Genomic DNA, 26,097 nt, shown 5'->3' with positions numbered 1-26,097 from the left:
GAGTGGGATTTTTGCGGTTTTCATTTCGGGCTTCGTGCGTATAGTCGCGGCCATGATGACACTCGGCCATATCCCCGCAGCAGCACGTGCCCTTGGCGCGGCGCTTGCGCTTGGCCTGCGTCTAGTCCTAATCCGCCTCTGAGCGCGCATCTCGGCGCGACCGCTCAGAGGAGGACCGTTTCGCGCCGGCGAACCCTTTCCAGGACGACGACTCAAGAGATCCGAAAAATGACCGACCAAGCCAAAGACCGCGTGTATATCTTCGACACGACCCTCCGTGACGGCGAGCAGTCGCCCGGCGCGACCATGACCCATGACGAAAAGCTCGAAATCGCTGAGCTGCTCGACGATATGGGTGTCGACATCATCGAGGCGGGCTTCCCGATCGCTTCCGAAGGCGACTTCCGCGCCGTCTCGGAGATCGCCGAACGCTCCAAGAACTCGGTGATCTGCGGCCTCGCCCGCGCCCAGCTCAATGACATTGACCGCTGCTGGGAGGCGGTGAAACACGCCAACCGTCCGCGCATCCACACGTTCATCGGCACCTCGCCGCTGCACCGCGCCATTCCGAACCTCACCATGGACGAGATGGCCGAGCGCATCCACGACACGGTGACCCATGCGCGCAACCTTTGCGACAACGTGCAATGGTCGCCGATGGACGCCACCCGCACCGAGCATGACTATCTCTGCCGCGTGGTCGAGATCGCCATCAAGGCGGGTGCCACCACGATCAACATCCCCGACACCGTGGGCTACACCGCGCCGGTGGAATCGGCGGAACTGATCCGCATGCTGATCAATAAGGTGCCGGGCGCCGACGAGATCATCTTTGCCACGCACTGCCACAACGACCTTGGCATGGCGACGGCGAACAGCCTTGCCGCCGTCGAAGCCGGTGCGCGGCAGATCGAATGCACGATCAACGGCCTTGGCGAGCGCGCGGGCAACACCGCGCTCGAAGAAGTCGTCATGGCACTGAAAGTGCGCGGCGACATCATGCCGTTCGAGACGCATATCGACACCAAGAAGATCATGCATATCTCGCGCCGCGTCGCGACGGTCTCGGGCTTCCCGGTGCAGTACAACAAGGCGATCGTCGGCAAGAACGCCTTTGCGCATGAGTCCGGCATCCACCAGGACGGCATGCTCAAGAACAAGGAAACCTTCGAGATCATGCGTCCCGAGGACGTGGGTCTTGCGGGCACCTCGCTGCCGCTCGGCAAGCACTCGGGCCGCGCCGCGCTGCGCGCCAAGCTCAAGGATCTCGGCGTCGATGTGGGCGATAACCAGCTCAAGGACATCTTCGTGCGGTTCAAGGACCTCGCCGACCGCAAGAAAGAGGTCTTCGACGAGGACATCCTCGCGCTGGTGACGGCGGCGATGACCGATGGCGCCGATCACCTCGAGATCGTCTCGCTCAAGGTCGTCTGCGGCACCGGCGGTCCGGCCGAGGCGACGCTCGAGATGGAAGTGGGCGGTGAAGAGAAATCCACCGTGATGGAAGGCGACGGCCCGGTCGACGCCACCTTCAAGGCGGTGCGCGCGCTCTATCCGAACTCGGCCCGGCTGCAGCTTTATCAGGTGAACGCGGTGACCGAAGGCACCGACGCGCAGGCCACGGTGTCGGTGCGTCTGGAAGAGGACGGCAAGATCGCCACCGGCCAGTCGGCGGACACCGACACGGTCTATGCTTCGGCCAAGGCATATGTGAACGCGCTCAACCGCCTGCATGTGCGCCGCAGCAAGACCGGCAGCGACCAGAAGGAAATCAGCTACAAGGACGTTGGCTGAGCCATCGCCCATCCCTGAAGATCAGAAGATCGCGCCGCCCCTGCGGCGCGATTTTTCGTTTGCGACATCGCTTTTCCGGGTGTTTCGCGATCCGGGCGAGCGCCTGCCCGTGGGGTGGCGCCACAGATTCTGGGGTCTGCGCTTTATGCCTGCCAAATCCGCGCGAAATCTGGCCGTTTCCAGACGGTGAAAAAGCGCCAGCCCGAGGGGACGGGCAGGCGCTCGCCCGGCGGCTTCGCCTTGTTTCCGGGCGACTTGGCGCCCGTTATTCCCGAATCTCGTCCGGCGCGACGCCCCACATGGCGCTCTTGGGGGCCCAGCCTTCATAGCCGCCCGCCGAAAGCTGGCACCAGTCCGCGTTGCAGGCCTCGAGCTGGGCGATCACGCCGAGCGCCAGCTTCGCCTCGACCGGCGTTTCGGGATCGGGCTGGGCGTGCAGCTCCAGCATGTCTTCCTCGACCAGCACCGTGCGCACGCCCGAGAGCAGCGCATAATGGATCCAGCCGCCCGCGCCGTCCTTGTCGCGCACCCGGCGCCAGTGACCGTATTCGGCGACGATCTCCAGCGGCATATCGCGCCGCGTGTAGACCCAGTCGATGCGGTGGGTGAGCGACGGGCCGCGCCGAGCGTTGCCCTCGCTGGTCTTGAGCGAAACGTAGCGCGGCAACGGAAGGTTGGTGACCGGCCCGCGTTCCTCGGCCGCCTGTGCGACCGCCGGCGTGACCGGGCCGCAAAGCAGGGCGGCAAGCAGCCCCGCCAACACAGAAGTCCTGACCATCGTGTCTGTCCTGCTCGAGATTTTCCGCCGGGGTTCTTGTGCCCCGTGCATGCATGGGACACTGTGCCAAAGCGCAGAGCGTAAGGAAAGGGAGGCCCCACCCGCCATGCCGCAGAAACGCCTGACTGTTGTCGTCACGCGACGTTTGCCAGAGGCGGTCGAAACCCGCCTGAGCGAGCTTTTCGACGTCAAACTGCGAACCGAGGACATCCCGATGACTCGCGCAGAATTGACCGCCGCCATGGCTGAGGCCGATGTGCTGGTGCCCACACTGACCGATCAGATCGACGCCGGGCTGATCGCGCAGGCCGGTCCGCGGCTCAAGCTGATCGCCAATTACGGCGCCGGGGTCGATCATATCGACGTCGAGACCGCGCGCACCCGTGGCATCATGGTCTCGAACACCCCCGGCGTGATGACCGATGACACCGCCGACATGGTGATGGGTCTGATGCTGGCGGTGATGCGCCGCATGCAGGAAGGCCTCGCCACCATGCAGGAAGGCAATTGGGCCGGCTGGGCGCCGACTGCCTTCCTCGGCACACGGCTCGGCGGCAAGCGTCTGGGGATCCTCGGCATGGGCCGCATCGGGCAGGCGGTGGCGCGCCGTGCCTCGGCCTTCGGGATGCAGATCCACTATCACAACCGCCGCCGCCTGAGGCCGGAGATCGAAGAGGGCCTCGAGGCGACCTATTGGGAGAGCCTCGACCAGATGGTGGCGCGGATGGACGTGATCTCGGTCAACTGCCCGCACACGCCCTCGACCTTCCACCTGCTCAACGCGCGGCGGCTGCGGCTGATGAAACCCTCGGCGGTGCTGCTCAACACCTCGCGCGGCGAGGTGATCGACGAGGCCGCGCTGACCCGGATGCTGAAGGCGGGCGAGATCGCCGGGGCCGGGCTCGACGTCTACCAGCACAAGATCCGCGGCAACCCGGAACTGGTGAACATGCCCAATGTGGTGATGCTGCCGCATATGGGCTCGGCGACGCTGGAAGGCCGCATCGAGATGGGCGAGAAGGTGATCATCAACGTCAAGACCTTTGCCGACGGGCACCGCCCGCCGGATCAGGTTGTCCCGGCGATGCTCTGAGACAGAGAGACAAGGAATAGAAATGCGAGTTTTGGTATTTGGCCGCACCGGTCAGGTGGCCCGCGAGTTGCAGCGCCGCGCACCCGTTGTGGCGCTGGCACGGGATGAGGTCGACCTGACCGACCCGAAAGACTGCGCCGAGGCCGTGCGCGCCGAGGCCCCCGATGTGGTGATCAACGCCGCCGCCTATACCGCTGTCGATCAGGCCGAAACCGACGAAGCGACCGCCACGCTGGTCAATGGTGCCGCGCCCGGCGCGATGGCCAAGGCCTGCGCCGATCTTGGCATCCCCTTCGTGCATATCTCGACCGATTACGTCTTTGACGGCGCCGGCGATGAGCCCTTCCTCCCCGACGCCCCCACGGCCCCGCTGGGCGCCTATGGGCGCAGCAAGCTGGCGGGCGAAGAGGCCGTGCGCGCCGCGGGCGGACCCCATGCGATCATCCGCACCTCTTGGGTGGTCTCGGCGCATGGCAAGAACTTCGTGAAGACCATGCTGCGGCTCGGCGCCGAGCGCGACCGCCTGACCATCGTCGCCGACCAGATCGGCGGGCCGACCCCGGCGGCAGATATCGCGGTGCTCTGCCTCGCCGCTGCCGAGCAGTTGATCGAGGCGCCGGAAAAATCCGGCACCTATCACCTCTCGGGCGCGCCCGATGTGAGCTGGGCCGATTTCGCCCGCGAGATCTTTGCTCAGGCCGGGATCACCTGTGAGGTCGCCGATATTCCCTCCTCCGAGTTCCCGACCCCGGCCAAGCGGCCCGGCAACTCGCGGATGGACAACAGCGCCACCGTGGCCGCCTTTGGGCTGCCGCGCCCGGACTGGCGCAACGGTCTGGCGGATATCCTGCGCGAGTTGGAGAGCAAACCGCAGGACGCCTGATCGGCGGGGTCTCAGGGCCCACTCAAGTTCGTGTAAAAACGGGGAGAATGTCCGCTTTTCGGCCATCTTCCCGCACCTCTTCTGCCGCCGCTCTGCGCGATTGTGGCGTCATCGCATGGGTGGCGGAAGAAGAGTGAACCATGGAACCGACATATGACATCGTCCCGTCCTCTTGGCGGGCCGGGGGCATGGGCAACGGCGTCCAGTCCCTGAACCTTGAACTCGCGCAGGCTCATGATCTTGCGCTGGTCGATGCCGGCATTGCCGTCGGCAGTTTTGGCTACGGTATGACCGATCCGCGCGATGCTGCGCGGCTCACCCTCATGCCCGAAACGGAGGCCGAGCAATTTTACGGCCTCGAATATGATGCGCTGGCCCACGAGCGGGCCGAGCTGACCACTGGCCGCAAGTCGAAGCTCGCGCTGTTCCGGCTAGAGGCCGACGGCAGCGTGCGCGGATTGCGCAACGCCGCGATCAGCCTTGGCTATATGCCGGACCGCAATGAGGCGGGCGACGACAGAGACTCGCATGGGGCCACCGACCAAAGCGGCTATGGCGAAAGCTGGCGCATCGGCTGGACCGAGCGGCTGCCCGAGATCATGCAGCTTTCGGTCGATGGCCCGCTGGAGGATATGGGTCTGGACGCGACCGGCCATGTGCCGCGCGCTCCGGTCGAAGACCCGCTGTCCCCAAGCGCAAGCGTGCTTTCGACCGAGGCAGGCACCGAGGTGCTTGCCGCCAGCACCGCGCCAGCATTTTCCACCGAGGCGCGGGATCTGATGCTGCGGTTCCTCGACGAGGATGCGGACGAGCCGGATACTTTCGATTTCTCGGGCGCTGCTGGGCATCGGGATGGCGTGCAGACCGCCTCTGGCCCCGCCGCGCAGTTCCATGCGGAGCAGACACATGCCGAGATGATGGCGCAGGAGCTTCAGTTCATCGAAAGCCAATACGCCGCGCTTCACGGTGCGCTGTTCGACGGCGACTCGCCGGTCGACTTCGGCGCGCATCAGGGCCAGTTCGATGGCACTTCCGATGCGCATGTACCGGAGTCGGCACATCACGGTGTGTCTTGGCCGGATTGGCTGCATTCTGATGTGGGCGGAGGCTTTGCCTGACCGACTCCGCCAGAGACGCCATCAAAGTCGATCCAAGCGCCATGCCAACTCTATCTTGAGACCGGCATGGCGTGCGGATCAGGCCGCTTCCTTCATCAGCAGCGCCGCTTCGCGCGCGCTGAGGTTGCGGCGTGCGTGTGTGCCATAGAGACAGGGGCGCTCGGCAATGCCCGGCAAAAGACTCATGAGCCGCACGCGGTCATCGTCGCACAGGCTCGAAAGCGCCGTGTTGGCGGGATGGAAGCTCTCTGTCTCGACGCCATTGGCAAAGACGATCTCGTGCCGCGGCAGCAGCAGATGCACATAGGTCACCTCGCGCTGCCCGATGTCCCGGCGGATCGTGCTGCCGTTGACCAGATGTTTGGCGGCCACAAGAACCTCATCGGTGTTGAACAGCGCCCGCGCCACCGCGCCGCGGATCAGCATCCGATGTTCGGGAGAGACGAGAAACTCATCGTCCGGGCGCTCGATCCCAAAGGCGCCCGCACGGATGAGCACCGGGCGCAGATCGGGCATCACATGCAGGCGCGCGCCGCTCATCCTGCGGCTGCCGACCCAATGCACCGGCTGAATGCCGTCGTCCTTGGTCTGCACGCTGTCGCCCTCGCGCAGGTGCTCGACCGCGACAAGCCCGCGCGGCGTCAGGATACGTGTCCCCGCCGCAAAGCAGATCACCCCGCCCTCGTCCGGGCGCGCGCGATCGCGCCGGAAACTCGGCTCGAGCGTGCTGAACACGATCCACATATCCTTGTCGCGCGGCGGGATCTCCCCGACGAACATCAACAAAGGCCGCGGGCTGTCGGCGACCTCGATCTCGGTCACCGTGTAGCTCTTCAATCCATCGGTGACGACAAAGCTAGAGCCCGTCGTCACAACGCCACCGGCCCGGCGCGTCGCAGAGATATCGCTTTGTGAATGTTCCGAAGGCGTCCGGCGATCCGCCAGTTGATCCGCCATGGCATCGCTCACGAGGCCGCGCACCATCTGCGCCGCCCGTGCCCGAAGCTCTGCTTCACCGTCTTCCCGGTCAAACACATCGGGACCCGAGGGCCCCGCGACCTTTACTAACTCACCACACCAAGCCCAAGCGGCCCCAACTTGCAGGGCCGACGGAGGCGCGGCCTTCAGGCCGTCTATGCGCGTCCGTGACCAGGAGATAACGAACGTGCCCTGATTGGCCGTTGTCATGCCCTGTAATCCTGCTCTTTTTTTTATACATAGCAAAATAGCAATGTCGGGCTTGCTTCTCCAGTCCGTTGCGCAACCCTCCTCCCGCCGAAACTGACTCAATTTGTGTCAGTTTCTTGCGCTGGCGGAACAGGGTTCCCCCCGATACAACCCCCAGCCGTTGCCGCCGCGCCAGCTGCGCCGCAGATCTTCTATGACACTTCCGTCGCGTGATTCTGCACCTGCGCCCTGATCCGGCACGCGCCCCGCCCCGCCCGAGGTTGGACAAGCCCGCATTTGCGGGCTAACACGCGCGCAGGTCACAACAGGGAAGATCATGCCCGAAACCCCGTCCGACATCGCCCGCGCCGTCCTCGCCACCGAGACCGAAGCGCTGACCCGGCTCGCCGACGAGCTGCCCGCCGATTTCGACGCTGTGGTCGATCTGCTGCTGCACATCCGGGGCCGCGTCATTGTCTCGGGCATGGGCAAATCCGGCCATGTGGCCGCAAAGATCGCCGCCACCCTCGCCTCGACCGGCACCCCGGCGCAATTCGTGCACCCCGGTGAGGCCAGCCACGGCGATCTGGGGATGATCACCTCGGCGGATGCGGTGATCCTGATCTCCAATTCCGGCGAGACCCGCGAGCTTGCCGATATGATCGGCTATTGCGCCCGTTTCTCGATCCCGATGATCGCGGTGACAAAACGCGCGGGCAGCACGCTGGCCAGCGCCGCGCAGCACCTGCTGCTGCTGCCCGACGCGCCCGAAGCCTGCGCCATCGGCATGGCCCCCACCACCTCGACCACCCTGTGCATGGCGCTTGGCGATGCGCTTGCCGTGGCGCTGATGAGCAACCGTGGGTTCGGCAAGGAAAGCTATGCGCATTTCCACCCCGGCGGCTCGCTGGGTGCGGCGCTGCTTCGGGTCTCGGCGGTGATGCACAAGGGCGACGAGCTGCCCGTGGTGCGCCCGGAAACCCCGATGAGCGAAGCGCTGGTGACCATGTCGCAGAAGGGCTTTGGCGTCGCTGCGGTGGTCGAGGGCGGCAGCCTGAGCGGCATCATCACCGACGGCGACCTGCGCCGCAACATGGAGGGGCTGCTGGAGCGCCGCGCGGGCGATGTGGCGACCCCCGGCCCGCTCACCACACGGCCCGAGATGCTGCTCACCGAGGCGCTTGGCATCCTCAACGAGAAGAAGCGCACGGTCCTTCTGGTGGTCGACGAGGCCGGGCAACTGGTCGGGCTGCTGCACATCCATGACGCGCTGCGGGCGGGCGTGGCCTGATCCTGCCCTGACCCAGTGCTGCCGGGTCTCAAGCTCTGACCGCGCTACTCGAACAGATGCAGCACCAGCGGCGCGAGAATGCCCGTCAGCACCGCGTTCATCCCCATGCCGATGCCCGCAAAGGCCCCGGCGGTCGGATGCACCTGCAGCGCCCGCGCGGTGCCGACGCCATGCGCGGCAACACCCGTGGCAAAGCCGCGCGCACGCCAGTCGCGCAGCCCCAGCGCATTGAGCATCGGCGTCACCGCGATCGCCCCGATCATGCCGGTCAGCAGCACCAGCACCGCGGTCATCGCCGGGTCGCCGCCGAGCTTTTCCGAAATGCCGATCGCCACCGGCGCGGTGGCCGATTTCGGCGCCAGCGAGGCCAGCAGCTGCCCCTCCGCCCCCAGTGCCTTTGCCAGCCCAAGCGCCGAGACCACCGCCGTCAGAGACCCAGCCAGCAGGGCCAGCGCCATGGGCAGCGCCGCCTTGCGCACCCGGCGCAGGTTGGCGTGCAGCGGCAGCGCCAGCGCCACCGTCGCCGGGCCAAGCATGAAGTGGACGAATTGCGCGCCTTCGAAATAGGTCTCATAGGGCGTGCCCGTGGCCATCAGCAGCGCGCCCAGCAGGATCACCGAAAGCATCACCGGATTGAACCAAGGCTTGCCGCGGCTGAGCCGGAAGATCCGGTCGGCGATCCAATAGGCCACCAGCGTCGCCGTCAGCCACAGCAGCGGGCCGCTTTCCAGATACGACCAGACGAGCAGCGGATCGGTCATGCGTCTTCCTCCTCGTCGGTATTGCCGGTGAGCCGCGCCACCCATTCGAAGGTCAGCGCGCCGACGCAGATCGCCAGAAGCGTCGATCCGATCAGCGCCGCTCCCAGCGCCAGCGCATTGGACGACAGCTCGGAGAGCCGCGCCACCGCGCCCACGCCCACCGGCACAAAGAGCAGCGAGAGGTTTTGCAAAAGGAAGCTCGCCACCGGGCGGATCAGCTCAAGCAATTTAGGCGACAGCACCATGCCGACGACCAACGCCACCATGGCCAGCACCGGGCCGGGCAGCGGCAGGGAGAACATGCGGGAGAGGACTTCGCCGCCGAGCTGAAACAGCAGCAGCGCGATGATTCCGGTGACAATGGCGGGCACGTGACTTGTCCTCGTGAGTGTATTGCGTGCCGCTGCGTTAGGGGGAACGTCCGGCCAAGTCGAGAGCGCCGCCGCCTTCGGCCACCGAAACTGCCCATGACGGCATCAAGATGCCTCCGCGATGACCAAAGCGCCGCGTTGCCTCCCCTCCTTCCTCTTGGCGAAAATATCCCGGGGGAGTCCGCGCAGCGGACGGGGGCAGAGCCCCCAAAACGCAAAAGGCCACCCGCGCGGGTGGCCTTCTGATCCGGTCTCCGAAGAGAACTGGTGCCGCTGAAGGGACTCGAACCCCCGACCCCATCATTACGAATGACGTGCTCTACCAGCTGAGCTACAGCGGCACTGGTGGGCGGCCTCTTAGCACCGGGGCCGCCCTAGGAAAAGGCCTATTTTGCCTTCTCGGGTTCGGCGGTCTGGGCCGGCTCGTCGACGGTCTCGGCGTCCGGCACATCCGGGCGTTTCTCCGCGTCCGTGCCAGCGGTCTCGACCGGTGGTTCAGCCGGCGTTTCTTTTGGAGCCTCCTGCGTCGGGGTCAGCACTTCGGGCGCCTCGGCCTCGGGCTCTGCCGTCGGCTCGTCGGTCTTATCCTCGAGCGCGCCGATGATCAGCGGCAGCATCTCGGCACCTGCCGGAGCCACGTCGGAATGCGGCGGGTTGCGCCAGCTCAGCGTGTCGAACCCTTCGCAATTGTCGCAGACCGGCACCCATTCGGCGTGCACGTGGTGACACTTGTCGCAGACCCACTGCGGGCCGCGCGGCGCCACCAGCGCCTTGGCCAGCCAGCCACGCACCACCTGCTCGCCAGCGCCCTCGCCCTTGGCGATCGCCGCCATGACGGTCAGCACGCGGGCATCGGGCTCGGTCTCGGCGAGGTTGCCCACGGCGCGGCGCGCCTCGGGGAAATCCTCGGCGGCGAGCGCAAGCTCGGCCTTCAGCAGACGGGTCTCGCGGTGGTCGGGCTTGACCGAGGTCAGCGTGCCGAACCGCTTCATCCGCGCCTGCGGCGTCTCGTCGGGGGCGATCTCGGCGAAGGCGGCGGCGAGGTCCGGATGCGGCTGCACCGACCATGCCTTCTTGAGGATGCGGGCGGCGAGCTTGGGCTTTTCCTGCGCGATGTAGGAGCGCGCCGCCATGGAGGCACCGGGGATGAGGTCCGGCGAGCCCTTGGAGGCGGCGATGGCCGCCTCGCGGGCTTCGATCGGCTTGTCCTCATCCATGATGTCCTTGGCTTCCGACAGCGCCAGCACCGCGTCGCGGCGACGGTAGATGTCACGCGGCAGCGCGCCGTGCTTGAGCTTGGCCGAGAGCGTTCTGCGCGCGCCCTGCCAATCGTGCTTTTGCGCCTGAAGCTGCAGCAGAACGTCCTGAATTTCCTCATGCTTGGGCTTCAGCGCAAAGGCGCGTTCCGCCAGCTTGAGCGCGGTGTCGGTGTCGCCCTTCGCCAGCTTTTGCTTGAGCATGCCGCGGATGCCGACAAAGCGGGTCTGCTCGTTGGTGATGAGCTTTTTGTAGACCTCTTCGGCCTTGCGCGTGTCCCCGGTCAGCTCGGCCGCCTGCGCGGTCAGCAGATGGGTGACTTCGGGCTTGTGCAGGTAGCGCTCGGCCTTCTGCGCCTTGGCCATGGCCAGTTTGCCCTCGCCCGAGGCCAGCGCCAGCAGGCCTTCGGACATGGCCTGATAGCCTTTGCGCTCGCGGTTGCGGTCGAAATAGCGCGACAGCGCGGTGTCATCGCCGTTGATGAACTTCAGGATCGCGATGAGCAGCGACACCAGTTTGAAGACCACCCACAGCACGAAGACCAGCACGATGGCGGCGATCACCGACTGCAGCGGCCCAAGGGTGAATTCCATTCCGCCGGCGGTGATCTGCACCCCGCCCTGACTTTCCATCAGGTAGCCAGCCCCAAGGGTGAGCGCCGCGACGGCGGCGACGAAGAGAACGATTTTCAGAAGTGACCAAAGCATGAAAACGAGCCCTTACCCTCAGTTCTGGTTCAGAGTTTGTGCGACGGCATCGGCCCCGTCGAGTGCGGCCTTGCGCGTCTCGGCGCTGGCAACCCAGTCCGACAGTTCTTGTTGCGCGGGTTCGGGCAATGCCGCAACCTCGCTCAACACCGCGCCAAGATCGCCCGAGCGCAGCGCCGCTTCGGCGCGCGACAGGACGGCATCGGGATCGTCGCCCGCGCGCGGTTCGACCGAGCGCGCGCCAAGCTGGTTGGCAAAGAAGGTGGCAACGCGGCTGGTGGTGTCCTCATTGGTCGCCTCGGCCCGGCGCGCCGCCGAAAGCGCATCGCGCGCGGCGGGCGGGAAGTCGGCCTCGAGCGCCGAAAGCGTCGGCACACCGTCACCCGCCGGGGCGCTCAGCCCCTCGGGCACATCGACGCCGTTTTCCTGCAGCGTGGCCAGCGCCTCGGCATAGGGGGCCCCGTCGCGCAGCGCGGTCTCGATATCGGCCAGCGCCGAACGCGACTCGGCGGTCAGCGCCTCATCCGACGCGGCTTCGCGGGCCTGCATGGCCTCCTGCGTCATCTGCTCGACCTCGGCGCGCTGCGTCTCGATCGCGGTGCGCACATCGGCCAGCGCCTTTTCATAGGCCGCCATGGCCTCGGGCGAGACCGATTCCGAAAGCCATTGGTTCTGCATGTCCTCGATCCGGGTCTGCAGCTGCGCCACCTGCTCGCTCAGCGAGGCGGCACTGCCCTCGGCATTGGCCATGCGCTGGCCGAGATCGACGGCGGAATTCTCCAGATCGGTAAGGTCGATGCCGCCAACCTGCGTGGCGGTGTCCTCGAGCGTCGCGCCGAGCGCGTCGATCTGCTCGGACTGATCGGCCAATGCGGCGCGGGTCTCTTCCTCGAAGGCCCCCGAGGCGTCGCCAAAGGGGAAGGTGCCGGACTGATAGGCCGACGCGCCCCAGCCAAGCGCCGCGGCGATGATGCCGCCGACGACCATGGGCACGAAGCCACCCTTGCGCTCGATCACCTTCTCTTGGATCACCTGCGGCGCCACGGTGGCGGCGGGTTCGGGCGAGACAGGCTCGCGCGCCATCGGGTCGGAGGCGGGGTCGATCCGCTCTTCCTCGACCACGACAGTGTCGGCACCAGCGGACCCCAGAGTGTCCTCGGCCTGCGTGGGCGTGTCCTCATCCGCGTCAAGTTCGACCGCTTCGCCCACCGAATGGATGGATTCCATCGAGTTCGCCGGCTCATGCGCGACCGTGTCGTCTTCGTTCGAGACCGCCAGCGTATCATCGCCAGAGAGCGGATCGCCTTCGCCAACCGTCTCGGCCTCGCTCAGCGTGTCGTCCGCATCCGCGTCTTCGGTATCATTGGTGGAGGCGTTCTGCACCTCGGCGGCCAGCGTGTCGTCGCCGGTGGATGCGGTCACGCTCTCCTCGGGGGTCTCACCCTCCGAGATCTCGCTTTGGGTGGGCTCGGTCTCGGGCGTCAGGCCCTCGTCCCGTTCCGTATTTTCATCGACGCCGGTCTTTGGCTTCTTCTCGTCGGCCACGCGGTCCACCCTTTCAATCTGTCGCGCGCGGGTCCCTGCCGGACCCTGCGTCACGTTGATAACTTCCCACAGACCCGCCGCGCTCCACAAGCGGTCGCGCGCATTCTAGGAGCTTTCCCACCGACTTACGCATCAGCCGGCCATCGGGTCGCGAAACAATGTCTGAGTCGAGAACATAGTGGCCAGAGCAAGCTGCGGCCACCTCTGCGCTCATGTATGCGGCGAAAAGCGGCGCGGTTGCGCTAACGGCCGCTGCGGCTTCCACAAAAATCCGGGCAGTTCGCGGTGAAAAAAGCGGCACTACCACCGGAAGCCTGCCCTGCAGCGCGGAAATCGCCTCGGCGGTCAGCGGGCGAGTCGGCTGGTCGTAGATCACCGCCTCAAGGCAAGGTTGGCCCGCCGCGCCCAGCCGGGCCGCCAGATCGCCGCGCGCATGGGTGCCGCGCAGATGCAAAAGCTGGCCGCCCGGCGCGTCGCCGAGGATCGCCGCAAGCAGCGACTCGGCATCGCCCCCGGCCACGCGCGGCACCATGCCCAGATCACGCGCCGCCCGCGCCGTGGCCTCACCCACCGCATAGCACAGTGGCAGCGGCACCCCGCCCAGTTCGGCATAAGCGCGCACAGCGTTGGCAGAGGTGAAGATCAGCCCGGTGATCCCCTCCATCGGCGGCAGCGGGCCCGTGGGCTCGACCTCGATCAACGGGCTGATAACGGGGGTAAAGCCGGTGATGCCGTCCTCGGCCAGCTCCTGCACGAACCGCTCGGAGGCCGCGCGCGGGCGGGTGAGCAGCAGGAGAGGCTGGGTGTCGGGCATCCTTGCTCCTGTATTCAGAAGGGCTGGGATTGTGGCAGCGTTTCTGTGGTGGTAGCTGCAAGAGCAAAGGGATGCAACGGACGCGCTGATGGCTGAACTGACGATCCTCGGGCTGGAAAGCAGCTGCGACGACACCGCGGCGGCGGTGCTGCGCGGGCGGGAGATCCTGTCTTCGGTGGTGCTTGGGCAGGCCGAACTGCATGCGGCCTTTGGCGGCGTGGTGCCCGAGATCGCGGCCCGCGCCCATGCCGAAAAGCTCGATCTGGCGGTGGAACAGGCCTTGGTGCAGGCCGGTGTGCCCGTGGGCGAGCTTGACGCCATTGCCGTCACCTCTGGCCCCGGGCTGATCGGCGGCGTGCTGTCGGGCGTGATGATGGCCAAGGGCATCGCCGCAGCCACCGGCAAGCCGCTCATCGGGGTGAACCACCTCGCGGGCCATGCGCTGACGCCGCGGCTGACCGATGATCTGGCCTATCCTTATCTGATGCTGCTGGTCTCGGGCGGGCACTGCCAGTTCCTTGTAGTGCGCGGCCCGCAGGAGTTCACCCGGCTTGGCGGCACCATCGACGACGCGCCGGGCGAGGCGTTCGACAAGACCGCACGCCTGCTTGGCCTGCCGCAGCCCGGCGGCCCTTCGGTCGAGGAAGAGGCAAAAAAGGGCGACGAGAAACGCTTCCGCTTCCCGAGGCCGCTGCTCGATCGCGAGGGCTGCGATCTGTCCTTCTCGGGTCTGAAGACCGCGCTGCTGCGCATGCGCGACAAGCTGATCGACGAACAGGGCGGGCTGCACGCTCAGGACCGGGCCGATCTTTGCGCCGGGTTTCAGGCGGCGGTGCGCGACGTGCTGGCCGAGAAGACCAAGCGCGCATTGCGGCTCTATCTCGAAGCAAATCCCGCCCAGCCCGCGCTTGCCGTGGCGGGCGGTGTCGCGGCCAACAAGGCTCTGCGCGGGGCGCTCGAGAGCCTGTGCGACGCGCATGGCGTCAGTTTCACCGCGCCGCCGCTGCGGCTCTGTACCGATAACGCCGCGATGATCGCCTATGCGGGCGGCGAGCTTCTGGCGGCGGGCGAACGCTCGGACATGACGCTGGCGGCGCGCCCGCGCTGGCCGCTCGACAAATCGGCAGCACCGCTTCTTGGCTCTGGCAAAAAAGGCGCCAAAGCATGATCGGCGTGCTTGGCGCTGGCGCGTTCGGAACCGCTCTGGCCGTGGCGCTGGCCCGTGATGGCCGCAAGGTGATGCTCTGGGGCCGCAACGACGAGACGATGGCCGAGATGGCCCGCACCCGCCAGACCGCGCGCCTGCCCGGCGTCACCCTGCCCGAAAGCATCGAGATCACCGCCGATCTGCCGCGCACCGCCAAAGCGGAAACGCTGCTTCTGTCGGTGCCGATGCAGACGCTTTCCGCCGTGTTAGGGTCGATTGACAGCTCTCTCGAAGGGCAAAAGCTGGTCGCTTGCTGCAAGGGCATTGATCTGACCACCACCACCGGCCCCAGCCATGTGATCGCCCACGCCAAGCCGGGCGCCCTGCCCGCCATTCTCACCGGTCCCAGCTTTGCCGCCGACATCGCGCGCGGCCTGCCGACGGCGCTGACGCTCGCCTGCGAGGATGCCGAGGCCGGGCTGGTGCTGCAGCATGTGCTCTCGACCAAGACGCTGCGGCTCTATCGCAGCCTTGATGTCACCGGGGCCGAAGTTGGCGGCGCGCTGAAGAACGTCATGGCCATCGCCTGCGGCGCCTGCATCGGCGCCGGTCTGGGCGACAGCGCCCGCGCCGCATTGATGACCCGCGGCTTTGCCGAGATGACCCGCCTTGCGGTGCATCTGGGGGCGAAACCAGAGACGATTACAGGGCTTTCGGGCCTTGGCGATCTGGCGCTCACCTGCACCTCGGACCTGTCGCGCAACTATCGCTATGGCCAGTCGCTGGGCCGCGCTGAGGGTTTCGATCCGTCGGTGACGGTCGAGGGCGCCGCAACCGCACGCGCGGTCACTGCGTTGGCCACGCGCGAGGGGATCGCCATGCCGATCTCTGCCGTTGTCGCCGGTCTGACCGAGGGACGCGTTACCATTGCCGAAGCTCTGGATGAGCTTCTTTCCAGACCCCTGAAGGAGGAATGACCATGCTCGTCGCACTTATCGCCAAGGACAAAGCCGGTGCCCTACAGATCCGCAAGGACACCCGCGCCGAACACCTCGCCTATATCGAACGCACCGGCGTCGTCGCGCAGGCCGGTCCGCTGCTGGATGATGCGGGCGAGATGGCGGGCAGCCTGGTGATCCTCGACGTCGAGGATATGGCCGCCGCGCAGGAGTGGGCCGACAAGGACCCCTATGCGCTCGCCGGTCTGTTCGAGAGCGTCACCCTGACCGCGTGGAAAAAAGTCATCGGCTGAGGATGCTGCGATGAGATACTGGCTCTTCAAGTCCGAGCCCTCGACCTGGTCATGGGATGATCAGGTCGCAAAGGGCGAGGCGGGCGAGGAATGGGACGGCGTCCGCAACTATCAGGCCCGCAACTTCATGCGCGAGATGACGCTTGGGGATCGCGGCTTCTTCTACCATTCGCAGAAGGAGAAGGCCGTCGTCGGCATCGTAGAGATCTGCGCCGAGGTGCATCCCGACAGCAAGGCCGATGACCCGCGCTGGGAATGCGTGGACATCAAGGCCGTCGAGAAACTGCCCACCCCGGTGACGCTCGACGAGATCAAGGGCGATCCGGCGCTGGCCGAGATGGCGCTGATCAAACAATCGCGCCTGTCGGTGCAGCCGGTGACCGAGGCCGAGTTCCAGCACATCTGCGCCAAAGGCGGCCTAAAGGCCTGATCCCGCGATTGCCGCTAGGCAGCACGCCCGCTTTGCGGCAGGCTTCCCGCGACAGCGAAGGAGGCCATGATGGAATTGATCAGCGTGATCGTCGCGGCATTGGCGGGCTGGCTCTTCGGCGCGGGCTGGTACATGAGCCTGTCGAAGCCGTGGCTCGCAGCCTCGGGCATAGAGTGCGACGCTTCGGGCAAGCCGAAGAACGGCAGCCCCCTGCCCTTCGTGCTATCGGCCATCGCGATGCTGCTGGTGGCGGGCATGATGCGGCACATCTTTCATATGGCGGGCATCGCCAGCCCCGGTGCCGGTTTGGTCGCGGGGCTGGGCATCGGCCTTTTCTTCATCGCGCCGTGGATCATGATCAACAACGCCTACGGCCAGCGGCCCTTCAAGCTGACGCTGATCGACGGCGGCTATGCGACTTTTGGCTGCGCGGTGATCGGGCTTGTGTTGGGTCTCTTCTAGGCTACTTGCCGGGGCTCGTTTCCGGGGCTACTTGCCGGGCATGAGCCCAAGGCGATCCGATATCGAGATTGGAAACGGAAAAGGGGCCCGACGCATCGCCGGACCCCTTGCCACCCCACGCGCACTCCCACAGGCGCTGCGGTGAAACCGGATCCGACCTTCTGGCCGGACCCTGAAAATGCCATCGCAAAGCGTCTGAGGCAAAGGCGAACTGTCTAAAATCCAGCGCTCCTATGCGCTCAGCCGTAGACCGCCTCTTTACCGAAATGCTTGACCAGCAGGTAATAGACCACGGCGCGGTACTTGTTGCGCTCGGAATGGCCGTAGGTCTCGACCACCGAATGGATCGCATCCATCAACTCGGGCCCATCGTCGAGCCCCAGCTTCTTGATCAGGAAGTTGTCTTTCACCGTTTCCAGTTCGTGATCCTGACTGGAGGCAACGGTCGAGGCATCAGCGTCATAGATCGACGGGCCGCAGCCGATGGTGACCTTGGTCAGCAGGTCCATGTCGGGCTCGACGCCGCATTTGCTGCGCAGATCCTCGGCATATTTCTCGATCAGATCGTCTCTCTTGCCCATGTCGCTCTCCCAAAGGACGTGTTGCACCGGGCCACAGCAGCCGTTTCCCGGCAAGACCGACTATAGTCAGGCCGCATTGTTGAAAAAAAGGAGAAAATTTCCCCCTCCTCCCCGCGCCACTAGGCGGGAAGCTGCGGCATTTTGCTTTTTTTCGTGACAAATGCGTAACGTCGCCCGCAGCATAGACCCTAGGGAAAGCATCTGCCAAAGGGCCCGGCCAACAGGGCGCGCAGGCGCGGCCCCAGAAAAATCACACCGGGGAAATCCAATGGCAACAGAGACGTTTGTCGTCGCCTACGAGAATAAGGAAGGTGATGACGGCCTGCTCGACTATGCGATCGCGCGGGCCAAGAAGGACAATGCGGCATTGCTGCTTGTCCATATTCTGGAATGGTCGCCCTACAAGTTCCTCACACCGCAGGAGCTTGAAGAGCGGCACGGACGGCGCAAGGAGGAGTTGAAACGCGCGCAGGAGGTCATCCTCGATCCGGCGATGGCCAAGGTGAAGGCGGCCGGGCTCGAGGTCGATTGCCGCATCCGATACGGCTCGGTGGTCGAACTGGTGGCCGAGATCGCCACCGAAGCGGAGGCCTCGATGCTCTTTGTCGGCCGCTCCGGCACGCAATCCATGACGGCGCGCATCTTTGGCTCGGTCCCGCTGGGGCTGGCACAGATTGCCACCGTGCCAACCGTCATTGTGCCCTGAGCCGAAGGAGACCTCTCATGTCTATGAAACAAAACATTCTTCGTGCCGCTCTGCTGCCTGCGACAGCCCTGCTTGCCGCTGCGCCTGCGCAGGCTCAGGAAGACGCGCACAGCATCGACGCCGCGATCAACGAAGCGGTCGGTAATCTCACCGGGCCTTTCGTGAATTTCATCTTCTCACCCTTTCCCGGCACATCCTTTCCGTGGATCGTGCTCTGGCTGGTGATCGCCGCGACCATTTTCACGCTCTATTTCGCTTTTGTTCAATTTCGATCCTTTCCGCATTCCATCGCGCTCGTCTCGGGCAAATATTCCGATCCGAACGACGCGGGCGAAGTCAGCCATTTCCAGGCCCTCGCCACAGCGCTTTCGGGCACCGTCGGCCTTGGCAATATCGCCGGTGTGGCGGTGGCCGTCTCGATCGGCGGCCCCGGCGCGACATTCTGGATGATCCTCGCGGGCCTGATGGGCATGGCGTCGAAATTCACCGAATGTACGCTGGGCGTGAAATACCGCAACGAATACCCCGACGGCACCGTTTCGGGCGGCCCGATGTACTATCTCAGCAAGGGGATGACAGAGCGCGGTTTTGGCTGGCTCGGCAAGATCCTCGCAATCTTCTTCTCGATCTTCTGCGTGCTGGGCGCGCTTGGCGGTGGCAATATGTTCCAGGCCAATCAGGCCCATGCGCAGATCGCCAATATCGTCGGCGACTATCCGGGCTGGATCACCGGCGTGATCTTTGCGGCGATCGTCTTTGCGGTGATCATCGGCGGGTTGAAGAGCATTGCGCAGGTGACCGAGAAAGTCGTGCCCTTCATGGGCGTGCTCTATGTCGGCACCGCGCTGATCATCCTGCTGATGAACTTCGACAAGATCGGCTGGGCCTTCGGTCAGGTGTTTGACGGTGCCTTCACCGGTGCCGGTGTCGCGGGCGGGCTTGTCGGCGCGCTGATCCAAGGCTTCAAACGCGCCGCCTTCTCGAACGAAGCGGGCGTCGGCTCGGCAGCCATCGCCCACTCGGCGGTGCGCACCAAAGAGCCGATCACCGAGGGGTTCGTGTCTCTGCTCGAGCCTTTCATCGACACGGTGGTGATCTGCACCATGACCGCGCTTGTGATCATCATCACCGGCGTCATGCAGATCGACCCCGAGACCGGCAATTACATCTGGAACGCCGATCTGGGCCGTGTCGAAACCGTCGGCGACGTCTCGGGCGTGGCGCTGACCTCGGCGGCCTTTGGCTCGACCATCTCGTGGTTCCCCTACGTGCTGGCGCTGGCGGTGATCCTCTTCGCCTTCTCGACGATGATCTCCTGGAGCTACTACGGCCTCAAGGCGTGGACCTATATGTTCGGCGAAGGCAAGGTACAGGAGCTGATCTTCAAGGTGATCTTCTGCATCTTCGTGATCATCGGCGCGGCGATGAACCTCGGCCCGGTGATCGACTTCTCGGACGCCGCGATCTTCGCCATGGCGCTGGTCAACATCTTCGGCCTCTACTTCCTGATGCCGATCGTGAAAGGCGAACTGACCAGCTACAACGCGCGGCTGAAGTCCGGCGAGATCAAGCGCTACGCGTAAGACCTCCCAAAGCTTACGGATGGGGGCGCCACAAGGTGCCCCCGTTGTCTTTTGCAGGCGATCACTTCGCCGCCAGCAGCTCCGGCACGTCGAGCAGGATGAACTCGTTGTGCGCCGCTTCGCCCGGCACGCGGCCGCCCGAGAACGGCAGGTTGTTGTCGTTGGCGACCAGAATGTGGCTCTCATCCACGGCAATCACGTCCTCGATGGTGAAGAACGGGAAGCTGAAGGTCTCTCCGCCCGCGCCCATGCCGTCCAGCGCCTTGGCGTCCGGATCGGCGATGTTCAGCAGGTCGATCTGGCCGATACGGCGGATGAAGCCCTCACCGTCGGTCTGGCTCATGTCGACCAGCACGATGTTCTTCACCTTGGCGGGGTTGGGGTAGCAGTCCGAAGTGTCGCTTGCGCCCTCGGCGCAGGCCTGCGCCATGTCGCCCTCGCCATTGTCGCGCTCGATGACCAGCGCGCGGGTCTCGTCGATGAAGTTGAAATCGCCGATCGCGGTGGCGCCTTCGGCAAGCTGGAATTTCACGCTCTCGCCGGTCCATTCGCCTGCTTTAGGGTCGAAAGCGATGACCCGCAGGAACGGGCCTTCGGTCTCGCCGCCCTCGATCAGCACCGGCTTTTCCAGCATCGCCCAGAGCAGATCCGTGCCCGGCTGCAGCGCCATGCCCTCGTAACCGCCCGAGCGCTGGACCTGATAGTCGCTGCCCGCCTCGGCGGGGACGAAGACGTTGTAGGTGTCCGGCCCGTGCAGTTCCTTGCCATCGAGCTCGGTGGCGAAGACCTCTTTCACCACACCGTCAAGACCGGCGCGGATGATATAGGGGCCGAACTCGTCGCCGATCCAGACCTCGCCGTCCAGCACCTGAATCGACTCGGTGTCGAAATCGGCGCCGGTCAGATACCGGCTCTCTGTGCCTTCATAGGCAATGCGGAAGGGCACCTTATGGTCGGGGTCCGACAGGAAGACGGTCTCGCGGCGCTCGACGTTGCCGGTCTCGAAATCCGGGGCCATCTTGTGAAAGAACAGCAGCGCGTCGGGCGAGTTGCGCTTCGAGCCAAAGCCGTTGTCGGTCAGCGTGTAGAAGCTGCCATCCTCGGCGCGGGTCATGGCAAAGCCCGACATGCCCTGCACCGGCTGACCGATGAACGGCAGCGAGATGCCGGTGCCATGGTTGCCGTAACTCTTGCCGGTATTGCCCTCGACGCTCATCGCCTGCGCGTTGCGGACGGCGCCGGTGAACTTGCCCGACAGCCATGCATCGCGCGGCGCATCCGCCGGCGGCTCGACCAGCGACAGGGCGGGCAGGTAGGCGTGACCGGCGAGCTTGGCCGGGAAGACTTCCTGAGCCGTGGCGGGCGCGGCAAGCGCGCTGGCGAGGGCAAGGACGGACAGCGAAAGGCGCATCGTGTATCTCCTCAGGGATGCTGCAATGCGCCGCTGCTACCGCCCTTGCGTAAAGCTCACGTGGCCGTGATGTGACGCTGGGGTGAAAGTGCCAGTCGCCCGGAATCAAGGCCGAAGGCCGCCGGGCGAGCGCCTGCCCGTCCCGGCGGGCAGGCGCTCGCCCGTCTCGCGTCGCTCCGCCCGCCCCAAAAGCAAAACGCCCCACCAAATGGCGGGGCGTTGCAAAAAGCCTGAAACAGACTCGAGATCAGTAGCGGTAATGCTCGGGCTTGAACGGGCCTTCCGGCGTCACGCCGATGTAGGACGCCTGCTCCACCGAGAGCTTGGTCAGCTTGGCACCGACGCGGTCGAGATGCAGGCGCGCCACTTTCTCGTCGAGGTGCTTGGGCAGGATGTAGACCTTGTTCTCATACTGGCTGCCGTTCTTGTAGAGCTCGATCTGCGCCAGCACCTGGTTGGTGAAGGAGGCCGACATCACAAAGCTCGGGTGGCCGGTGGCGTTGCCGAGGTTGAGCAGGCGGCCTTCCGACAGCAGGATGATCTTGTTGCCCGAGGGCATCTCGATCATGTCCACCTGATCCTTGATGTTGGTCCACTTGTGGTTCTTCAGCGAAGCGACCTGAATCTCATTGTCGAAGTGGCCGATGTTGCCGACGATGGCCATGTTCTTCATCTCGCGCATATGCTCGATGCGGATCACGTCCTTGTTGCCGGTGGTGGTGATGAAGATGTCGGCGTCGGCGACGACGTCTTCCAGCAGCACCACTTCAAAGCCGTCCATCGCCGCCTGCAGGGCGCAGATCGGGTCGGCCTCGGTCACTTTCACGCGCGCACCGGCGCCGGCCAGCGAGGCCGCCGAGCCCTTGCCCACGTCACCATAGCCGCAGACCACGGCGACCTTGCCCGCCAGCATCACGTCTGTGGCGCGGCGGATGCCGTCCACGAGGCTCTCGCGGCAGCCGTATTTGTTGTCGAATTTCGACTTGGTGACCGAATCGTTCACGTTGATCGCCGGGAAGGGCAGCAGGCCCTTCTTCTGCAGATCATACAGGCGATGCACACCGGTGGTGGTCTCTTCCGAGACGCCCATGATCGCGTCGCGGGTCTTGGCGAACCAGCCCGGGCTCTGCTCCATGCGCTTCTTGATCTGCGCGTGGATCACCTCTTCCTCTTCCGAGGTCGGCACACCCAGATCCTCGCCCGCCTCGGCGCGTGCGCCCAGAAGGATGTAGAGCGTGGCGTCCCCGCCATCGTCGAGGATCATGTTCGCGCCTTCGGCGAACTGGAACGAGCGGTCGAGATAATCCCAATGCTCTACAAGCGTCTGGCCTTTCACGGCAAAGACCGGCGTGCCGCCCGCGGCGATCGCTGCGGCGGCGTGGTCCTGCGTCGAGAAGATGTTGCACGAGGCCCAGCGGACATCCGCGCCGAGCGCCTTCAGCGTCTCGATCAGCACGGCGGTCTGGATGGTCATATGCAGCGAGCCAACGATGCGCGCGCCCTTCAGCGGCTGCGCTTCACCGAACTCGGCGCGGCAGGCCATCAGGCCCGGCATCTCGGTCTCGGCGATATCAAGTTCCTTGCGGCCGAACTCGGCCAGCGCGATGTCCTTGACGAAATAGTCTTCAGCCATGTTCCGGCGCTCCAATTGAAATCTCGGGATCATTGAGCGAGGTAGCATCCCTTGCGATACCCCGCAACGTGGATCACTATCCACGGCAAACCTAAGGCTAACCCGGAGCCCGTTCCGGAGCAGAGCCGGACATGCGGCAGGCACGGTGTGAACCAGATACATCCCAGCAACCAATATGGACGCTACTGCGTGCCCGCCGGGCTCGAGGCGCGCCCCGCCGCCAAGGCGGTGCTGGCGGGCGGCGTCTATGAGCCCGAGACCATCGCCTTCATGCGCGCCCATGCAGGCGGCGGCGACGTCATCCATGCCGGAACCTTCTTTGGCGATTTCCTGCCCGGCGTCGCGGCGGCACTGGCCCCCGGCGCGATGCTCTGGGCCTTCGAGCCCAACCCCGGCAGCTGCGCCTGCGCGCGTGAGACCATTGCGCTCAATGGGCTGCAAAATGTCACGCTGACCAACGCGGGCCTGTCGAACCGCGAGGCAGAGATGCTCTTCCGCACCCATGACGCGGCGGGCGCGGCGCTCGGCGGGCTGTCGCATTTCACCGACGCGCCCGGCCCCGGTGTCACGACGGTGCAGACGGCGATGCTTGACTTCGCCATTCCCCGCGACCGCAAGGTCTCGATCCTGCAACTGGATGTGGAAGGCCATGAGAAACAGGCGCTCAAGGGCGCCTATCACCTGCTGCACCGCTGCAAACCGATCCTGATCCTCGAAAACCACGGCAATGAGACATGGGTCCAGCGCAGTTTCCGCGGCCTCGGCTATGAAAAGCGCGGCAAGCTGCATGGCAATTTTGTCTACGCCACAACCGATCTGACTGTCTGAAGATGCCCCCCAAATCCAAACAGCCCCGCGCTTGGCAGCGCATGCTCTCGGGCCGCCGCCTCGATCTGCTCGATCCCACGCCGGTGGACATCGAGATCGAGGACATCGCCCATGGCCTCGCCTTCGTGGCGCGCTGGAACGGCCAGACCCATGGTGACTACCCCTATTCCGTGGCCGAGCATTCGCTGCTGGTCGAGACCCTGTTCTGCCGCCTCTGCCCCAATGCGACGCCCGCCGAAAAGCTCTTTGCGCTGCTGCATGACGCGCCGGAGTATGTCATCGGCGACATGATCTCGCCGGTGAAGGCGGCGGTGGGTCCGGGCTACAAGGAGCTCGACAAGCGGCTCGAGGCGGCGATCCACCTGCGCTTTGGCCTGCCCTCGGCCCCGACGCTGCGCCTCAAGAAGCAGATCAAGAAGGCCGACAATGTCTCGGCATGGATGGAGGCGGTGCAGATCGCCGGTTTTTCCGAAGCCGAGGCCTCGCGCTTTTTCAAACGCCCGGATGCGGATCTGATCGCGGGGCTCGACATTCACCTGCGCCCGCCGGTCGAGGTGCGCCGCGCCTATACCGCCCGCCACGCAGAATTGCTGGCCGAGCTGTGAGCGCCCCGGTCTCTGTCCGCCGCGCCGGTGCGCTGGACGCACGGCCCATGGCCGAACTGCTGAACGAGGTGATCGCGCAGGGCGGCACAACCGCGATGACACGGCCCGTCACCGGAGCGGAACTGCGCGCTTGGATGCAGACCGAGCGCGCCATCTGGCACATCGCCGAGGATGCGGGCGGCACGATGCTGGGCTTTCAATGGGTCGAGCCGCACCCCAAGCTCGGCGCGGATGTGGCGCAGATCGCCAGCTTCGCGCGTCCGGGCCGCACGCGGCTCGGCATCGGCTCGGCGCTCTTCGAGGCGACACGGGCGGCCTGCCGCGGCACCGGATACCGCTGGATCAACGCCGAGATCCGCGCCGACAACGAAGGCGGGCTGATCTACTATCAAAGCCGCGGGTTCGAGACATACGGCCACATTCGAGACCGTCGCCTCGACGACGGTACGCGTGTCGACAAGGTGCTCAAGCGCTTCGATGTCTGAAACGCCGCAAGCGCCGACGCGCGCGGTCCGGGCGTGCGCCCTCTTCGTCTAGACAAAAATATCCCCGCCGGAGGCAGCGCCCAAAGGGCGCTTCCCTCACTTCGGCGAGCGTTTCGCGAGAATGCGCTGCAGCGTCCGGCGGTGCATGTTCAGCCGCCGCGCGGTTTCCGAGACGTTGCGGTCGCAAAGCTCATAGACCCGCTGGATGTGCTCCCAACGCACCCGGTCGGCGCTCATCGGGTTCTCGGGGGGCGGCGGCAGGTCGTCGCCCTTCGACAGCAGCGCATTGGTGATGTCGGTGGCGTCGGCGGGTTTCGACAGATAGTCGGTGGCGCCGATCTTCACCGCGGCCACGGCGGTGGCGATCGCGCCATATCCGGTCAGCACCACGATGCGGCTGTCGGGGCGGCGTTCGCGCAGCACTTCCACCACGTCGAGCCCATTGCCATCCTCAAGCCGCAGATCGACCACCGCATAGGCTGGCGGTCGGGCGGTGGCGATGGCCTTGCCCCCGGCGACGGTTTCGGCGGTTTCGACCTCGAAGCCGCGCTTTTCCATGGCTTTGGCGAGACGCTTGAGGAAAGGCTCGTCGTCATCGACAAGCAACAGCGAGCGATCGTCGCCCAGATCGTCTTGTGAAAGTTCCGCCACGGCGGCCCCCGTGTTATCCATCGGCAAATATCGCCGTATGAGAATTTCTCTTATCCCGCCCGAGGGATGCGGTCAAACCAAGGCGGCTCACATGTGGTCGATAAAGCACGCGGCCCGCTCGGAGAGCTGCTCCGGCGTCACGTCGCGGCGGACGTAATCGACAAAGCCTTCCCCCGGCAGCACGAGATAGGTGAAGGCCGAATGGTCGACGAGATAGAACTCTTCGTCGGGGTCATTGATCTTGTAATAGACCCTATAGGCCTTGGCCGCCGCGTCGATCTGCTCTGGCGTGCCGCTCAGGCCGACCATCTTGTCGTGGAAGTTGGTGACATAATCGCCCATCACTTCGGGCGTGTCGCGCGCCGGATCGAGGGTGATCATCGCGGGGGTCACCGAATAGCCCGCTTCGGCCAGAAGATCCGTCGCCTCGGCGTTGCGCGCATTGTCCATCGGGCAGACGTCCGGGCAGAAGGTATAGCCGAAATAGAGCAGCGTCGGCTCGGTGATCACATCGGCATCGCTCACCGTCTCTCCGGCTGCGTTCAACAGTTCGAACGGCCCGCCGATGTCGCCCGCCACGGCCCCGGCGCGGCACTGCGCGAAACGGTCGTCGCCGCGGCCCCATTGCGTGGCGACCCACATTCCGGCGCTCAGCGCGATAAGCCCGCCAGCGGCGGCGATGGCGACGATCGGTGCGGTTTTCATGTGGCCTCCCTGAACGATCCCGTCCCGGCGGCAAAGCCC

27 protein-coding genes and 1 tRNA gene are annotated in these 26,097 nt (G+C 65.4%); 15 read left to right on the top strand and 13 right to left on the bottom strand.

Annotation, left to right across the window (positions count from 1 at the left end):
- Positions 1–228: 228 nt before the first annotated feature.
- A complete protein-coding gene (locus G0A00_RS03080) occupies positions 229–1,794 on the top strand; it encodes a 2-isopropylmalate synthase (protein ID WP_164178570.1) in 1,566 nt (521 codons plus the stop codon).
- 265 nt (positions 1,795–2,059) lie between these two features.
- Here G0A00_RS03080 and G0A00_RS03075 read toward each other — a convergent pair whose 3' ends face one another.
- Complete coding sequence (locus G0A00_RS03075) at positions 2,060–2,572, bottom strand: SH3 domain-containing protein (RefSeq protein ID WP_164178567.1); 513 nt, start codon at positions 2,570–2,572, stop codon at positions 2,060–2,062.
- Positions 2,573–2,678: 106 nt separating this feature from the next.
- Here G0A00_RS03075 and G0A00_RS03070 point away from each other — a divergent pair, with 106 nt between their 5' ends.
- The 3 genes from G0A00_RS03070 to G0A00_RS03060 all read left to right on the top strand — a co-directional run bounded on the left by G0A00_RS03070 (position 2,679) and on the right by G0A00_RS03060 (position 5,666).
- Positions 2,679–3,665, top strand: coding sequence for a D-glycerate dehydrogenase (locus G0A00_RS03070; RefSeq protein ID WP_066103247.1), 987 nt, complete (start codon positions 2,679–2,681; stop codon positions 3,663–3,665).
- A gap of 22 nt (positions 3,666–3,687) precedes the next feature.
- Entirely contained in the window at positions 3,688–4,548 is an 861-nt protein-coding gene (gene rfbD, locus G0A00_RS03065; RefSeq protein WP_164178565.1) for a dTDP-4-dehydrorhamnose reductase, read from the top strand.
- 140 nt (positions 4,549–4,688) lie between these two features.
- Positions 4,689–5,666 carry a hypothetical protein gene (locus tag G0A00_RS03060; RefSeq protein WP_164178563.1) on the top strand — a complete coding sequence of 326 codons (978 nt, stop codon included), beginning with the start codon at positions 4,689–4,691 and terminating at the stop codon, positions 5,664–5,666.
- Positions 5,667–5,744: 78 nt separating this feature from the next.
- Here G0A00_RS03060 and G0A00_RS03055 read toward each other — a convergent pair whose 3' ends face one another.
- On the bottom strand, positions 5,745–6,701 hold the full coding sequence (locus G0A00_RS03055; RefSeq protein WP_368667654.1) for a Hint domain-containing protein: 957 nt from the start codon (positions 6,699–6,701) through the stop codon (positions 5,745–5,747).
- Positions 6,702–7,170: 469 nt separating this feature from the next.
- Between G0A00_RS03055 and G0A00_RS03050 the strand changes: the two genes are divergently transcribed.
- Positions 7,171–8,124 carry an SIS domain-containing protein gene (locus G0A00_RS03050; protein ID WP_083191177.1) on the top strand — a complete coding sequence of 318 codons (954 nt, stop codon included), beginning with the start codon at positions 7,171–7,173 and terminating at the stop codon, positions 8,122–8,124.
- Positions 8,125–8,168: 44 nt separating this feature from the next.
- Here G0A00_RS03050 and G0A00_RS03045 read toward each other — a convergent pair whose 3' ends face one another.
- The 6 genes from G0A00_RS03045 to G0A00_RS03020 all read right to left on the bottom strand — a co-directional run bounded on the left by G0A00_RS03045 (position 8,169) and on the right by G0A00_RS03020 (position 13,579).
- A complete protein-coding gene (locus G0A00_RS03045) occupies positions 8,169–8,885 on the bottom strand; it encodes an LrgB family protein (RefSeq protein WP_066103263.1) in 717 nt (238 codons plus the stop codon).
- Positions 8,882–9,256 (bottom strand): CidA/LrgA family protein, encoded by a 375-nt coding sequence (locus G0A00_RS03040; RefSeq protein WP_318246643.1) that lies wholly within the window; start codon positions 9,254–9,256, stop codon positions 8,882–8,884. The genes G0A00_RS03045 and G0A00_RS03040 overlap by 4 nt, the downstream gene beginning before the upstream one ends.
- A 265-nt stretch (positions 9,257–9,521) precedes the next feature.
- Positions 9,522–9,597: transfer RNA gene (locus tag G0A00_RS03035), tRNA-Thr, on the bottom strand.
- A gap of 45 nt (positions 9,598–9,642) precedes the next feature.
- Positions 9,643–11,220 carry a heme biosynthesis protein HemY gene (locus tag G0A00_RS03030; RefSeq protein ID WP_164178559.1) on the bottom strand — a complete coding sequence of 526 codons (1,578 nt, stop codon included), beginning with the start codon at positions 11,218–11,220 and terminating at the stop codon, positions 9,643–9,645.
- A gap of 18 nt (positions 11,221–11,238) precedes the next feature.
- Entirely contained in the window at positions 11,239–12,765 is a 1,527-nt protein-coding gene (locus G0A00_RS03025; RefSeq protein WP_164178557.1) for a flagellar FliJ family protein, read from the bottom strand.
- A gap of 13 nt (positions 12,766–12,778) precedes the next feature.
- The gene (locus tag G0A00_RS03020; RefSeq protein WP_164178555.1) at positions 12,779–13,579 is read right to left on the bottom strand and encodes a uroporphyrinogen-III synthase; all 801 of its coding nucleotides are present in this window, start codon (positions 13,577–13,579) and stop codon (positions 12,779–12,781) included.
- Between the two features lie 88 nt (positions 13,580–13,667).
- Here G0A00_RS03020 and tsaD point away from each other — a divergent pair, with 88 nt between their 5' ends.
- From tsaD to G0A00_RS02995, 5 genes are all read left to right on the top strand, one after another.
- The gene (gene tsaD / locus G0A00_RS03015) at positions 13,668–14,747 is read left to right on the top strand and encodes a tRNA (adenosine(37)-N6)-threonylcarbamoyltransferase complex transferase subunit TsaD (protein ID WP_203595255.1); all 1,080 of its coding nucleotides are present in this window, start codon (positions 13,668–13,670) and stop codon (positions 14,745–14,747) included.
- Positions 14,744–15,703, top strand: a complete 960-nt coding sequence (locus tag G0A00_RS03010; protein WP_164178553.1) for an NAD(P)H-dependent glycerol-3-phosphate dehydrogenase — start codon at positions 14,744–14,746, stop codon at positions 15,701–15,703. The genes tsaD and G0A00_RS03010 overlap by 4 nt, the downstream gene beginning before the upstream one ends.
- 2 nt (positions 15,704–15,705) lie before the next feature.
- Positions 15,706–15,978 carry a YciI family protein gene (locus tag G0A00_RS03005; RefSeq protein WP_066103279.1) on the top strand — a complete coding sequence of 91 codons (273 nt, stop codon included), beginning with the start codon at positions 15,706–15,708 and terminating at the stop codon, positions 15,976–15,978.
- Positions 15,979–15,988: 10 nt separating this feature from the next.
- Complete coding sequence (locus G0A00_RS03000) at positions 15,989–16,408, top strand: EVE domain-containing protein (RefSeq protein WP_164178550.1); 420 nt, start codon at positions 15,989–15,991, stop codon at positions 16,406–16,408.
- Positions 16,409–16,477: 69 nt separating this feature from the next.
- Positions 16,478–16,870: a DUF1761 domain-containing protein gene (locus tag G0A00_RS02995; protein ID WP_164178548.1), complete on the top strand. Its 393-nt coding sequence runs from the start codon at positions 16,478–16,480 to the stop codon at positions 16,868–16,870.
- Between the two features lie 239 nt (positions 16,871–17,109).
- On the opposite strand, the gene G0A00_RS02990 is transcribed toward G0A00_RS02995, so the two are convergent.
- Positions 17,110–17,451, bottom strand: coding sequence for a DUF2853 family protein (locus G0A00_RS02990; RefSeq protein ID WP_066103286.1), 342 nt, complete (start codon positions 17,449–17,451; stop codon positions 17,110–17,112).
- Positions 17,452–17,719: 268 nt separating this feature from the next.
- Between G0A00_RS02990 and G0A00_RS02985 the strand changes: the two genes are divergently transcribed.
- Positions 17,720–18,157: a universal stress protein gene (locus tag G0A00_RS02985; protein WP_164178546.1), complete on the top strand. Its 438-nt coding sequence runs from the start codon at positions 17,720–17,722 to the stop codon at positions 18,155–18,157.
- 23 nt (positions 18,158–18,180) lie between these two features.
- On the top strand, positions 18,181–19,740 hold the full coding sequence (locus G0A00_RS02980) for a sodium:alanine symporter family protein (RefSeq protein ID WP_164178874.1): 1,560 nt from the start codon (positions 18,181–18,183) through the stop codon (positions 19,738–19,740).
- Between the two features lie 61 nt (positions 19,741–19,801).
- Here the strand turns inward: G0A00_RS02980 and G0A00_RS02975 are convergent, their stop codons facing one another.
- Entirely contained in the window at positions 19,802–21,151 is a 1,350-nt protein-coding gene (locus G0A00_RS02975; protein WP_164178544.1) for an esterase-like activity of phytase family protein, read from the bottom strand.
- Between the two features lie 247 nt (positions 21,152–21,398).
- The gene (gene ahcY, locus G0A00_RS02970; protein ID WP_164178542.1) at positions 21,399–22,784 is read right to left on the bottom strand and encodes an adenosylhomocysteinase; all 1,386 of its coding nucleotides are present in this window, start codon (positions 22,782–22,784) and stop codon (positions 21,399–21,401) included.
- A 147-nt stretch (positions 22,785–22,931) separates the two neighbouring features.
- Here ahcY and G0A00_RS02965 point away from each other — a divergent pair, with 147 nt between their 5' ends.
- Genes G0A00_RS02965 through G0A00_RS02955 form a run of 3 tightly spaced genes read left to right on the top strand, consistent with a single transcriptional unit; the run spans position 22,932 to position 24,702 of the window.
- On the top strand, positions 22,932–23,612 hold the full coding sequence (locus tag G0A00_RS02965) for an FkbM family methyltransferase (protein ID WP_157374015.1): 681 nt from the start codon (positions 22,932–22,934) through the stop codon (positions 23,610–23,612).
- A gap of 2 nt (positions 23,613–23,614) precedes the next feature.
- A complete protein-coding gene (locus G0A00_RS02960; protein WP_164178540.1) occupies positions 23,615–24,217 on the top strand; it encodes an HD family hydrolase in 603 nt (200 codons plus the stop codon).
- A gap of 47 nt (positions 24,218–24,264) precedes the next feature.
- Positions 24,265–24,702: a GNAT family N-acetyltransferase gene (locus tag G0A00_RS02955; protein WP_164178538.1), complete on the top strand. Its 438-nt coding sequence runs from the start codon at positions 24,265–24,267 to the stop codon at positions 24,700–24,702.
- Positions 24,703–24,798: 96 nt separating this feature from the next.
- On the opposite strand, the gene G0A00_RS02950 is transcribed toward G0A00_RS02955, so the two are convergent.
- Positions 24,799–25,374 carry an ActR/PrrA/RegA family redox response regulator transcription factor gene (locus G0A00_RS02950; RefSeq protein ID WP_164178536.1) on the bottom strand — a complete coding sequence of 192 codons (576 nt, stop codon included), beginning with the start codon at positions 25,372–25,374 and terminating at the stop codon, positions 24,799–24,801.
- Positions 25,375–25,440: 66 nt separating this feature from the next.
- The gene (locus tag G0A00_RS02945; protein ID WP_164178534.1) at positions 25,441–26,058 is read right to left on the bottom strand and encodes an SCO family protein; all 618 of its coding nucleotides are present in this window, start codon (positions 26,056–26,058) and stop codon (positions 25,441–25,443) included.
- Positions 26,059–26,097 lie beyond the last annotated feature (39 nt).

Source organism: Salipiger sp. PrR002 (assembly GCF_010500775.1).
Lineage (GTDB): Bacteria > Pseudomonadota > Alphaproteobacteria > Rhodobacterales > Rhodobacteraceae > Salipiger.
The sequence above is the reverse complement of the archived record's forward strand: the minus strand, read 5'-3'. Positions and strand labels throughout refer to the sequence as shown.

Coding starts and splice junctions, on each gene's coding strand:
- G0A00_RS03060 (WP_164178563.1), top strand. CDS start 4,689: ATGGAACCGACATATGACATCGTCCCGTCCTCTTGGCGGGCCGGGGGC.
- G0A00_RS03010 (WP_164178553.1), top strand. CDS start 14,744: ATGATCGGCGTGCTTGGCGCTGGCGCGTTCGGAACCGCTCTGGCCGTG.
- G0A00_RS02995 (WP_164178548.1), top strand. CDS start 16,478: ATGGAATTGATCAGCGTGATCGTCGCGGCATTGGCGGGCTGGCTCTTC.
- G0A00_RS03045 (WP_066103263.1), bottom strand. CDS start 8,885: ATGACCGATCCGCTGCTCGTCTGGTCGTATCTGGAAAGCGGCCCGCTG.
- G0A00_RS02975 (WP_164178544.1), bottom strand. CDS start 21,151: ATGCGCCTTTCGCTGTCCGTCCTTGCCCTCGCCAGCGCGCTTGCCGCG.
- G0A00_RS02945 (WP_164178534.1), bottom strand. CDS start 26,058: ATGAAAACCGCACCGATCGTCGCCATCGCCGCCGCTGGCGGGCTTATC.
- G0A00_RS02980 (WP_164178874.1), top strand. CDS start 18,181: ATGAAACAAAACATTCTTCGTGCCGCTCTGCTGCCTGCGACAGCCCTG.
- G0A00_RS02955 (WP_164178538.1), top strand. CDS start 24,265: ATGGCCGAACTGCTGAACGAGGTGATCGCGCAGGGCGGCACAACCGCG.
- G0A00_RS03020 (WP_164178555.1), bottom strand. CDS start 13,579: ATGCCCGACACCCAGCCTCTCCTGCTGCTCACCCGCCCGCGCGCGGCC.
- G0A00_RS03000 (WP_164178550.1), top strand. CDS start 15,989: ATGAGATACTGGCTCTTCAAGTCCGAGCCCTCGACCTGGTCATGGGAT.
- tsaD (WP_203595255.1), top strand. CDS start 13,668: ATGGCTGAACTGACGATCCTCGGGCTGGAAAGCAGCTGCGACGACACC.
- G0A00_RS02960 (WP_164178540.1), top strand. CDS start 23,615: ATGCCCCCCAAATCCAAACAGCCCCGCGCTTGGCAGCGCATGCTCTCG.
- rfbD (WP_164178565.1), top strand. CDS start 3,688: ATGCGAGTTTTGGTATTTGGCCGCACCGGTCAGGTGGCCCGCGAGTTG.
- G0A00_RS03005 (WP_066103279.1), top strand. CDS start 15,706: ATGCTCGTCGCACTTATCGCCAAGGACAAAGCCGGTGCCCTACAGATC.
- G0A00_RS02990 (WP_066103286.1), bottom strand. CDS start 17,451: ATGGGCAAGAGAGACGATCTGATCGAGAAATATGCCGAGGATCTGCGC.
- G0A00_RS03050 (WP_083191177.1), top strand. CDS start 7,171: ATGCCCGAAACCCCGTCCGACATCGCCCGCGCCGTCCTCGCCACCGAG.
- G0A00_RS03070 (WP_066103247.1), top strand. CDS start 2,679: ATGCCGCAGAAACGCCTGACTGTTGTCGTCACGCGACGTTTGCCAGAG.
- G0A00_RS03080 (WP_164178570.1), top strand. CDS start 229: ATGACCGACCAAGCCAAAGACCGCGTGTATATCTTCGACACGACCCTC.
- G0A00_RS03030 (WP_164178559.1), bottom strand. CDS start 11,220: ATGCTTTGGTCACTTCTGAAAATCGTTCTCTTCGTCGCCGCCGTCGCG.
- G0A00_RS02950 (WP_164178536.1), bottom strand. CDS start 25,374: ATGGATAACACGGGGGCCGCCGTGGCGGAACTTTCACAAGACGATCTG.
- G0A00_RS03075 (WP_164178567.1), bottom strand. CDS start 2,572: ATGGTCAGGACTTCTGTGTTGGCGGGGCTGCTTGCCGCCCTGCTTTGC.
- G0A00_RS02985 (WP_164178546.1), top strand. CDS start 17,720: ATGGCAACAGAGACGTTTGTCGTCGCCTACGAGAATAAGGAAGGTGAT.
- ahcY (WP_164178542.1), bottom strand. CDS start 22,784: ATGGCTGAAGACTATTTCGTCAAGGACATCGCGCTGGCCGAGTTCGGC.